This is a genomic window from Methylobacterium sp. 37f, from assembly GCF_023093475.1.
In the GTDB taxonomy this organism is placed as follows: Bacteria; Pseudomonadota; Alphaproteobacteria; order Rhizobiales; family Beijerinckiaceae; genus Methylobacterium.
On the sequence record NZ_JAGHKN010000033.1, the window covers coordinates 49,729 to 59,515 of the forward strand.

A 9,787-nucleotide genomic window follows, 5' to 3' on the forward strand; every position below is an offset into this window, starting at 1 on the left:
CGATCGAACCGCGATGAGGGGGCGGGCACGACTGGAAAGCACGGCGCCGGGCGCTTAAGTCCGGACCGTGCGCCAGCCCGACCCCTTTCCTGCCCGACGCGGCATCGCCCTTGCTCATCGCCGGGCGACCCTCCGCGAGGTTCCGTCGTGATCACCATCGACCACCTCCGCCGCGCCGTGGCCGAGGGCATCATCACCGATGTGCAGGCGAACGCCCTCGATCGCCTAGCCCGGTCGGGTGCGATGCCCCCACCCGGCCTCGAAGAGCCGCGCGACGACGAGCGCCTGCGCTTCGTCTCGGGCTTCGCCGACATCTTCGTCACCCTCGGGCTGTTCCTGTTCCTCGGCGCCTGCGCGCATTTCGGACTGTCGGCGCTGGGTCCGGCCGCGGGCTATGCCCTGATCGCCGTCCTGGCCTGGGGCCTTGCCGAATTCTTCACCCTCCGTCGCCGCATGGCCCTGCCCAGCATCGTGCTGCTGGTCCTGTTCGCCCTGGCGGTACAATCGTCGGTGGCCTTCGGGCTCGCCGGTTCCGGCCTTGCGGGGTCGAGCTGGCCGACGCTGTTCGACCTGATGACGGCTGACCGCCTCGGCCCGGCCCCGCTGATCGGCAGCGGGCTCGCGACCCTCGCGCTGGTGACCCTGCATTATCGGCGCTTCGCCGTGCCGGTCACCGTGGCGGCGGGTGCGGCGTCGCTCTGCGCCCTGCTCTTCGGGGTTCTGCTCGCCGTCGCGCCGGATCTGACCCTGGCGGCGCGCAATGGCCTGTTCATCGCTGCCGGCCTCGGCGTCTTCGCCCTGGCCATGCGGTTCGACCTCTCCGACCCGGCCCGCGTCACCCGCCGCACCGATATCGCCTTCTGGCTCCACCTCCTGGCCGCGCCCCTGATCGTGCATCCGATCCTGGGCAACCTGACCGCCGGCGGCGGACAGGCGGCGACCCTCGGCGTGCTGGCGATCGTGCTCGGCCTCGCCGGCATCGCCCTCGCGGTAGACCGGCGCGCGCTGCTGGTCTCCGGCCTCGTCTATGCCGGGATCGCCCTCGGGTCGCTGGTGCGGGACGCCGGGTTCGCCGGCAGCACGATCCCGCTGAGCCTGCTCACGCTGGGGGCCTTCATCCTGGCGCTCAGCGCCGGATGGCACCCCTTGCGCGCCCTCGTGCTGCGCGCCCTCCCCCGCCCCCTGGCAGTCCGGCTGCCTCATCCGATCGGAGCGTGATGACCACCTTCTCTCCCCGCGAGATCGTCTCGGAACTCGACCGTTTCATCGTCGGACAGGGCGACGCCAAGCGCGCCGTCGCCATCGCGCTGCGCAACCGCTGGCGCCGGCAGCAGCTCACCGGTCCCCTGCGCGAGGAGGTCGCGCCGAAGAATATTTTGATGATCGGCCCCACGGGCTGCGGCAAGACCGAGATCGCCCGCCGCCTCGCGCGCCTCGCCGGCGCGCCCTTCCTCAAGATCGAGGCCACCAAGTTCACCGAAGTCGGCTATGTCGGCCGCGACGTGGAGCAGATCGTGCGCGATCTCGTGGAGGTCGGCATCGGCCTCAAGCGCGAGGAGAAGCGTCGTTCGGTGAAGGCCAAGGCCGAAGCGGCCGCCGAAGCCCGCATCCTCGACGCCCTGGTCGGCCCGACCGCGAGCCAGGCCACCCGCGACAGCTTCCGCAAGAAGCTGCGGGCGAGCGAGCTGGACGACAAGGAGGTCGAGATCGAACTGGCCGGCGGATCGCCGGGTGGCCTGCCGATGTTCGAGATTCCCGGCATGCCGGGGGCCTCCATGGGCGCGGTCAATCTCGGCGACATGCTCGGCAAGGCGCTCGGCGGCCAGAAGGGCAAGCCGCGCCGGATGACGGTGAAGGACGCCTACGCCCCGCTGCTGGCCGAGGAATCCGACAAGCTCGTGGATGCCGAATCCTTGACCCAGGAAGCGATCCGCGAGGTCGAGGACAACGGCATCGTCTTCCTCGACGAGATCGACAAGATCTGCGCCAAAGAAGGGCGCTCCTCGGCCGACGTCTCCCGCGAGGGGGTGCAGCGCGATCTGCTACCCCTCATCGAGGGCACCACGGTCGCGACGAAGCACGGACCGGTGAAAACCGACCACATCCTGTTCATCGCCAGCGGCGCGTTCCACGTCTCCAAGCCGTCCGATCTGTTGCCGGAGCTGCAGGGCCGCCTGCCGATCCGGGTCGAGCTGCAACCGCTGACGGTGGAGGATTTCCGCCAGATCCTGACTTCGACGGAGGCGAGCCTGCTGAAGCAGACCGTGGCGCTGATGCAGACCGAGGGCGTCACCCTCGAATTCAGCGAGGACGCGGTGGATGCGCTCGCCCGCGTCGCCGTCGACGTGAACAACTCGGTGGAGAATATCGGCGCCCGCCGCCTCCAGACCGTGCTGGAGCGCGTCATCGACGACATCTCCTTCACGGCCACCGACCGCTCCGGCGAGACCGTGCCGATCGATGCCGAGTACGTGCGGTCGCGGGTGGAGAGCCTGGCGGCGAACGCGGATCTGAGTCGCTTCATCCTGTAGCGGCAGGCTCGCGGAAAGCCGTCACGACGCGGCATTCCGGGCGGAGTTCGGGAGCCTGCGCCGTTCAGGCCTGCCAGACCTGCCCCGGCTGCATCGCGAGGAACCTTTCCGGCGCGAGGCCGGTCTCGGCGCAGGCGGCCGCGAGGGCCTCGACCGGCTGCTCGATACCCTCGTCGGTGAGCTGGAAGGTGCCCCAATGGTGGCCGAGCATCTGGTCGGCGCCGAGGAGCAGCCCGGCCTCGACCGCCTCGGCCGGGTTCATGTGCTGGTCCTTCATGAACCAGCGCGGCTCGTAGGCGCCGATCGGCAGGGTGGCGAGCCGCGGCGGGCCGAACCGAGCCCGGGCCTCGCGAAAATTCGCCCCGTCGCGCAGGCCGGTATCGCCCGAATGGTAGTGGACGCCCACCGGCGCGGTGAGGACGAAGGAGCACCACAGGGCCATGCGCCGGTCGTTCACCCCGCGCGCCGACCAGTGGTTGGCTGGGGTGAGGTGAACCGTGAGACCGCCGCCGAGATCGACCGACTCGCCCCAGTCGCGCGTCTCCACATGCATGGTGTCGTCGTAGCCGCGCAGGATCGCGTCGTTGCCGAGCGGTGCGAGGATCAGCGGCTGATGGGCCTGCCAGAGCCGCGCCACCGTCGGCCCGTCGAGATGGTCGTAATGGTTGTGGGTGAGCAGCACCGCGTCGATCGGAGGCAGGTCGGCATAGGCGATCCCCGGCGGATTGACCCGCTTCGGTCCGGCGAAGCGCACCGGACTGGCGCGCCGGGCATAGACGGGATCGACCAGGATGTTCCGGCCGGCCACCTGGAACAGGTAGCTGGCATGCCCGATCAGGGTAACGCGCAGGCCCGCATGGCGCTCGGGCGGAACGTCCGTCGCGAAGGGGCTCGGATGGTAGGACGGCCATATCTGGCGCGGCGGGCTGTCGATGCCGCGCCGCGTGCGCCAGCGGGCGAGATCACCGAGGCTGGCATCGGCCGGCTGGTCGACGCCGTGGAAGCGCAGACCGTCGAAATGGTCGCTGCGGGGGCCCCGGTAATAGGGATTGCGGCCCCGCCGGTGCGCGGCATAGCCGACCCCGCCGAGCGTCATCACGGTGGCGGCGCTCAACGCCTTGATCAAACTGTGCCGTTTCATTCCCCCGAGATGGCGGCTGCGGCGCCGCGATCAAGCGGCGCGGCCGAGCATCGCAGATTCAGGGGAACGTCGCGGCTCGATCACGAGCGCCAGCGCAGTTCCTGCGTGGCGAGCGGGGTGACGAAATCGCGGCCCTCACGGGCGGCCTGCAGGGCCTCGCGCTTCAGGCGGAAATACCATTGCGACGGCAGATCGCCCTGGCCGAATAGCACCATGGTGGGTTTGCGATCGAGGCCGGCCTGGGCGTGCTGGAGCACCTGCTGGTCCTGCGTCAGGAACTGACGCATCAGCGGCCGGGCGATGGGCTTCAGCAGGTTCAGGGCCGGCATGTTCCAGTACAGCGCATTGGTGAGCATCGTGCGGTTCTGGGTCAGGGGCGTGGCGAAGGTGTAGTTCGCGACCCGCTTGGTGCCCGCCTCGATTCGCTCCAGGCGCACCCCCGGCAGGCGGAACTCGATCTCGACGGAGGGCGCGCCGCCGAGCAGCCGGTAGACCGGGGAACTCGTGGTGGTGGCGTGGCTCGTCATCGTGAAGCCGTGCGGGGTCGGCGTGAAGGTCTTGACCTTCTCGCGCAGCTCCTTCGAGGGCCGGAACCACCAGGAATCGTGGACGAAGGCGACGTGGCCGGGATCGACGAGGCTCAGCGTCGTCAGGTCGAACGAGGCTTCGACCACCAGTTCCACCACCACGCAGCCAGCCGGCGCGAAGCCGAGTTCCGGCAGGGCGGCCGCGGGTGAGCCGGTCGGCGGCCCGAGATAGGGATTGACCCAGGCGAAGCCCGCGCTCTCCCGGATCGGGAAGCGCTGCACGGCGATGCGCGAGAAATCGGCGTTGTCGGAGGCCGACAGCGTCGGGACGTCGCGGCAGCGCCCGTCGGTGCCGAAGCGCCAGCCGTGGAACGGGCAGGTCAGGGCGTCGCCGTCGAAGCGGCCCTTCGACAGGGCCATGCCGCGATGGGGGCAGCGGTCGCGTAGCGCGAAGGGCGCGCCGGAGGCCTCACGGCCGAGGACGATCTGCTCCCCGTTCAGCTCGACGGCGCGCAACGCACCCGCCTTCAGGGCATCCGAGCGGCCGACGCAGTACCAGGCGTCGGGCAGCGGCTGACGCATGGCATCCGGATGCAACGCGTCCGCGTGGATGGCGTCCGAGTGGATGGCGTCCGGGTCGAGCGCCGCCTCGTCGGGCGCCGGCATCCGCAGGGCTGTGGACATGGGGTGGGGTCGGTCCGTGGCCGGTGGGCGACACACGGGGCCGCTCCACCCTGGGGAGAAGGCCTGACGCTTTAGACCTCCGGTGAAGCCGAGGCCAGCGCAGTGCTCGCCCGACCCGGACTGGGTCGGGAGGGGAGCGGCGGATGGGCGCGGCCGACCCCCTTTTCAAACCCGCCGGGGCTCACTAGCTTTGGCTCACCCGCAACGAACGAAAGGAGGTGATCCAGTGTCTCATTGTCATCAGCCGCTCACCCCGGCCCCCCGGACCTGGACCGTCGCCTCCGGCGCAGCCTTCTAGCGCTCGACGCGAACGAGACAGTTTCGGCCGGACACGAGTGGTTCGGCAATGGAAGGGCCGCCCTGCGAGGGGCGGCCCTTCGGTGTTTCAGGCCCCCGAAACGGGTGGTCTCAGACCGCGCTGCGGTGCTGGAAGATCGGCTGGGCCAGAGCCTCCGCCCGCGCCGCCCACAGGTCGCGCTCGCTGCGCATCTCGCTGAAATTCGCCGCATCGGCGGTGATCCGGACGCGCAGATCGCGGATTTCCTGCTCGAACTCGGCCTGAAGCGCGACGAGATGGTCGCGCTCGCCCCGGACCGTCTCCAGATCGCGCATCTCCTCCTCGACATGGGCGCGCAGGCTACGCAGCTCGCGGGCGATGACGCCCTGGAGCGCGTCGTAGCGGTCGGTCTCGACCTTGAGCTTCGCCTTCAGCATGATGTTCTCCGCCATCAGGTCCGAGACGTCCGCATCTTCGGCACTGGCCGGTGCCGGCGTCACCACCCGTGGGGTCCACGACTTGTTGGCCTCGGGCGCCCGGGTTTCCGGGGCCGGTTCGGCGAGGCGGGCAGCCTCGCGGACGGGCGTCGCGGGGACCGGCGTCTCGGTGACCGCCTTCATGGCCGCGAGCCAGTCGCGCAGCGGCCCGGGCTGGGGCCGGGCGGCCGGGTCGTACGGGGATGGGTGACGGGCGGCTTCCGACATCGGCTGGTCCTCGACTCTTGAGAATCATCCGACCAAAACATGCTTAACGAAGCGTAAAGAACGCCGCCGTCAGGGTGTGCAGAAGTGGATTTCACCCCGCTCCTGTCTGAGCGCCCAGGTCTCGGCTCCGGCGCCCCGTCCCCTTCCCTCTTCAGGACCGAAGACGCCATGACGCGCGACACCGCCGATGCCCTCGACTCCTCTGTCCTCGAATCCTCCGCGCTCGAATCCTCCGCGCTCGCCGGCCTGCCGGGGATCCGCCACGCCTTCTTCACCCGGCGCGGCGGCGTGTCCGAGGGACTCTATGCGGGGCTCAATGGCGGGCTCGGCTCCGATGATGCGCCCGCGCATGTGGCCGAGAACCGGCGCCGGATGTGCGCCCGCCTCGGCGTGGCGGAAGATCGGCTGATCAGCCTGTATCAGGTTCATTCCGCCGAGGTGGTGGTGGTCGAAGGGCCGATACCCCTGGATCAGCGCCCGAAAGCGGACGCGATGGTAACGCGCGTGCCCGGCCTGGCGCTCGGCATCGCCACGGCCGATTGCGGCCCGATCCTGTTCGCCGACGCGCAGAACCGTGTGGTCGGCGCCGCCCATGCGGGCTGGAAGGGTGCACTCACCGGAGTGATCGGTGCCACGGTCGACGCCATGGAGCGCCTCGGCGCCGAGCGCAGCCGCATCGTCGCGGTGCTGGGTCCGACGATCGGTCAGGCTTCGTACGAGGTCGGCCCGGATTTCATCGCGCGCTTCCATGCGGAAGCCCCGGGTTTCGAGCGCTTCCTGAGGGCGGGACCGCGCGCGGAGCACGCGCAGTTCGATCTACCCGGCTTCATCGCCGCGCGCCTCGCCGAGACCGGAATCGGGACTACTGGCGATCTCGGGCGCTGCACCTACGCGGACCCGGAGCTGTTCTACAGCTATCGCCGGACCACCCACCGCCGGGAACCGGATTACGGCCGCCTGATCTCGGCCGTCGCCCTCGCCGACGGATCCGACCAGCCCCCTGCGACAATCTGTCAGGGTCGTTAACGCGGAAAAGCGTGGCCGCAGATGAACCTTGGCCATTCGCGGACGTTCGGTGTTCACGGAGTGGGTAAGAATAAGACGAGCATCGCCACAAAGGGGCCGCGTTCACGGCGGCCGGCGTGTTCGTAACGCAACAGCTTCTTGCACGCTGCTGGATTAAAGACGGGGAACTGCAGCGGACGCCACCAGCAAAAGTGGTGCCGTTGTCCAACGGTTAGAGGACCAGACCATGAAATCCTTCCTTCGCGGCGCCACCGCGCTCGCCGGCATCGCACTCGCCGGTTCCGCTTTCGCTGCCGACCTGCCGCGTCGCCAGGCTCCGCCGCCGGTATTCGTGCCGGTGCCGGTGTTCACCTGGACGGGCTTCTACGCCGGTTTTAACGCCGGTTACGGCTTCGACGCCTCCAGCCGCGACACCAACGTCTACAACAACGTGTTCCCGAACCTCGTGCGTGGCCCGAACGGCCTCGTCGGCGCCGGCGGTCCGTCGCAGGTCGCCTACTCGAACAACTCCAACGAGGGTTTCACGGGCGGTGGTCAGATCGGCTACAACTACCAGTTCACCCCGGGTTCGGGCGTGGTCGTCGGTATCGAAGCTGACGCCCAGTACGTCGACTTCGGCCGCAGCCGCAACAACTCGATCCTGACCCCCGGCTTCACCGCCGTCCCCGGCGTCACCTTCGTCGATCCGCGCGGCACCGCCAGCCTCGACTACTTCGGCACCGTCCGCGGTCGCCTCGGCTACGCCTTCGACCGCACCCTCGTGTACGGCACCGGCGGCTTCGCCTACGGCGCCGGCAGCAACGAGCGTTCGTTCGGCGGCTTCCGCGGCAACGACGACTTCCGCACCGGCTGGGCCGCTGGTGGTGGCATCGAGTACGCGCTCCCCACCGACTCGTTCCTGAACTTCTTCCGTTCGTCGGCCGTCACGCTCAAGGTCGAAGGCCTGTACGTGAACCTCGACAACAACAACCGCAACGCCGGCGTCTACGCCTACGACACCAACAACGTCCTCTACCGCCAGCCCGGCTTCTCCAACCGCAACAGCGGCACCGAGTTCGCCGTCGTCCGCGCCGGCCTGAACTACAAGTTCGGCTCGTACTAGGACCCGATCCGGGCGCCCCGCACGGGGCGCCCTCTTCGTCGAAAGCCCGGCCGCGAGGCCGGGCTTTCTGCGTTCGGGCACACACATTTCACGGGCGCGATGCATCCGGGACGGCAAAGTTTGCGTTGAGCCCCTGACAAAGGTCGACGGCACCCCCATCTCTGACCCGCCCCGCGCGGGTGGTTCACCCGCCGGCTTGCCCCAGGAGGACAACTCCATGAACAGCGAAGAACGCGACGTCATCGGCGGCATTTTCCAGCGCCTGGAGCAGGCTTCGAGCCAGCCCCGCGACGCGGAAGCCGAGCGCTTCATTGCCGAGAAGATCCGGGCTCAGCCCTACGCGCCCTACGCGATGGCGCAGCTCATCTATGTCCAGGAAGAGGCGATCAAGAGCCTGAACGAGCAGCTCGAGCAGCTGCGCCGTGCAGGTCAGCAGCAGCCCCAGGGTGGCGGCGGCTTCCTGTCCAGCATCTTCGGCGGTTCGTCCGCCCGCCAGCCCGAGCCCCCGCGTCAGGGCGGCGCCTGGGGGAACCAGGGCGGGCAGCCCGGATACGGGCAACAGCCGGGTTACGGCCAGCAGCCCGGCTACGGTGGCCCCCAGGGCGGACCGCAGCAGGGTGGACCTTGGGGCGGCCAGCAGGCGGCTCCGGCGCGTGGCGGCGGATTCATGGCCACGGCTCTACCGATGGCGGCGGGTGCGGCTGGCGGCATGTTGCTCGGCAGCGCGCTCTCCAACGCGTTCGCGGGCGGGCATTCCCAGCTCGGCAGCTCGGCGGCGGCAGGCCTCGGAGCCCCGAACGTCACCGAGAATAACTTCTTCGGCGGCAGCGGCGGCAACGACGATCTCGGGTCGGCCCTCGGGGGCGGCAACGACCTCCAGGATGCCTCGTTCGCAGACGATTCCGGCGGCGATTTCGGGGGTGACCTCGGCGGCGGCGGCGACGACGACTGGGTCTGATCCGATCCGGACGGGAGGCGGCCGCATCGAGGGCAGCCTCCCGTCAGCTTGTCAAGGTGTCACAAAACCTCGACGCGCGTTCCCACCGGTATGCGCTCGTACAGGTCGATGACATCCTCGTTCATCATGCGGATGCAGCCAGAGGACACGTTCTGTCCGATGGTGTGCGGCTCATTGGTCCCGTGGATGCGGTAGAGCGACGAGCCGAGATAGAGCGCGCGGGCGCCGAGCGGATTGCCCGGCCCCCCTGCCATGTGACGCGGAAGATCGGGACGGCGGCGGATCATTTCGGCCGGCGGCGTCCAGTCCGGCCATTCCCGCTTCTGGCTGATGGTCTTCAGTCCGGCCCAGGCGAAGCCCGGCCGTCCGACGCCGATTCCATATCGGATAGCCTGTCCACCAGGCTGGACGAGGTAGAGGAACTTGCTCGGAGTATCGACCACGATGGTGCCGGCACGCTGCGGTCCGTCGAAGGCGACGACCTGGCGGGCATAGCGGGCATCCGGCGCGCGGGCGATACGCTCGACCGCCGGTTCCCGATCCGGCGCCATTGGCAGAGCGGCGAGGCGCACCGGAACGCGTTGCGGCGAGATCTGGGTCTGTCGCTCCGGTTCCGGCTCGACCGGGACACGATCTCCCGAATGCAGCTGGCGGGGTACGCCGTAGGCGAGCGGCTGCGGCTGCGGCTGGTGATAACCCCATTGCCCGTCGGGTGAGGGACGGCCGGAGACCGGCCGCTCCATCCGGGCTTCGAACGCCCCTGTGCCGGCGCGGTCGTTCATCAGGAGTTCGATGAAACCGCCGCCATAGGCGCCCGCCCGCGATGTGCCTTGCGCC

9 protein-coding genes are annotated in these 9,787 nt (G+C 69.4%); 5 read left to right on the forward strand and 4 right to left on the reverse strand.

Features of this window, described 5'->3' with window-relative positions:
* The first annotated feature begins 147 nt into the window (after positions 1-147).
* Together J7U37_RS19120 and hslU are read left to right on the forward strand one after the other, a co-directional pair.
* On the forward strand, positions 148-1,218 hold the full coding sequence (locus J7U37_RS19120) for a hypothetical protein (RefSeq protein ID WP_247636718.1): 1,071 nt from the start codon (positions 148-150) through the stop codon (positions 1,216-1,218).
* Positions 1,218-2,531, forward strand: a complete 1,314-nt coding sequence (gene hslU / locus J7U37_RS19125; protein ID WP_247636719.1) for an ATP-dependent protease ATPase subunit HslU — start codon at positions 1,218-1,220, stop codon at positions 2,529-2,531. Before J7U37_RS19120 ends, hslU begins: the two co-directional genes overlap by 1 nt.
* 64 nt (positions 2,532-2,595) lie before the next feature.
* Here the strand turns inward: hslU and J7U37_RS19130 are convergent, their stop codons facing one another.
* From J7U37_RS19130 to J7U37_RS19140, 3 genes are all read right to left on the reverse strand, one after another.
* Positions 2,596-3,672 carry an MBL fold metallo-hydrolase gene (locus J7U37_RS19130; RefSeq protein ID WP_247636720.1) on the reverse strand — a complete coding sequence of 359 codons (1,077 nt, stop codon included), beginning with the start codon at positions 3,670-3,672 and terminating at the stop codon, positions 2,596-2,598.
* An 80-nt stretch (positions 3,673-3,752) separates the two neighbouring features.
* Positions 3,753-4,781: an aromatic ring-hydroxylating dioxygenase subunit alpha gene (locus J7U37_RS19135; RefSeq protein WP_247636726.1), complete on the reverse strand. Its 1,029-nt coding sequence runs from the start codon at positions 4,779-4,781 to the stop codon at positions 3,753-3,755.
* Between the two features lie 510 nt (positions 4,782-5,291).
* Positions 5,292-5,864: a hypothetical protein gene (locus tag J7U37_RS19140; RefSeq protein ID WP_247636721.1), complete on the reverse strand. Its 573-nt coding sequence runs from the start codon at positions 5,862-5,864 to the stop codon at positions 5,292-5,294.
* Between the two features lie 168 nt (positions 5,865-6,032).
* On the opposite strand from J7U37_RS19140, the gene pgeF reads away from it, so the two are divergent.
* The 3 genes from pgeF (at position 6,033) to J7U37_RS19155 (ending at position 8,950) form a co-directional block, all read left to right on the forward strand.
* The gene (pgeF, locus tag J7U37_RS19145; protein WP_247636722.1) at positions 6,033-6,890 is read left to right on the forward strand and encodes a peptidoglycan editing factor PgeF; all 858 of its coding nucleotides are present in this window, start codon (positions 6,033-6,035) and stop codon (positions 6,888-6,890) included.
* A gap of 226 nt (positions 6,891-7,116) precedes the next feature.
* Positions 7,117-7,992 (forward strand): porin family protein, encoded by an 876-nt coding sequence (locus J7U37_RS19150; protein WP_247636723.1) that lies wholly within the window; start codon positions 7,117-7,119, stop codon positions 7,990-7,992.
* A 217-nt stretch (positions 7,993-8,209) separates the two neighbouring features.
* The gene (locus tag J7U37_RS19155) at positions 8,210-8,950 is read left to right on the forward strand and encodes a DUF2076 domain-containing protein (protein WP_056484414.1); all 741 of its coding nucleotides are present in this window, start codon (positions 8,210-8,212) and stop codon (positions 8,948-8,950) included.
* Positions 8,951-9,009: 59 nt separating this feature from the next.
* Here J7U37_RS19155 and J7U37_RS19160 read toward each other — a convergent pair whose 3' ends face one another.
* Complete coding sequence (locus J7U37_RS19160; protein WP_247636727.1) at positions 9,010-9,732, reverse strand: L,D-transpeptidase; 723 nt, start codon at positions 9,730-9,732, stop codon at positions 9,010-9,012.
* Positions 9,733-9,787: the final 55 nt, after the last annotated feature.

What these genes read in the sequence shown, in the direction of transcription:
- J7U37_RS19155 (WP_056484414.1), top strand. Translation starts at nt 8,210, where the DNA reads ATGAACAGCGAAGAACGCGACGTCATCGGCGGCATTTTCCAGCGCCTG.
- J7U37_RS19150 (WP_247636723.1), top strand. Translation starts at nt 7,117, where the DNA reads ATGAAATCCTTCCTTCGCGGCGCCACCGCGCTCGCCGGCATCGCACTC.
- J7U37_RS19130 (WP_247636720.1), bottom strand. Translation starts at nt 3,672, where the DNA reads ATGAAACGGCACAGTTTGATCAAGGCGTTGAGCGCCGCCACCGTGATG.
- J7U37_RS19160 (WP_247636727.1), bottom strand. Translation starts at nt 9,732, where the DNA reads ATGAACGACCGCGCCGGCACAGGGGCGTTCGAAGCCCGGATGGAGCGG.
- J7U37_RS19135 (WP_247636726.1), bottom strand. Translation starts at nt 4,781, where the DNA reads ATGCGTCAGCCGCTGCCCGACGCCTGGTACTGCGTCGGCCGCTCGGAT.
- hslU (WP_247636719.1), top strand. Translation starts at nt 1,218, where the DNA reads ATGACCACCTTCTCTCCCCGCGAGATCGTCTCGGAACTCGACCGTTTC.
- J7U37_RS19140 (WP_247636721.1), bottom strand. Translation starts at nt 5,864, where the DNA reads ATGTCGGAAGCCGCCCGTCACCCATCCCCGTACGACCCGGCCGCCCGG.
- pgeF (WP_247636722.1), top strand. Translation starts at nt 6,033, where the DNA reads ATGACGCGCGACACCGCCGATGCCCTCGACTCCTCTGTCCTCGAATCC.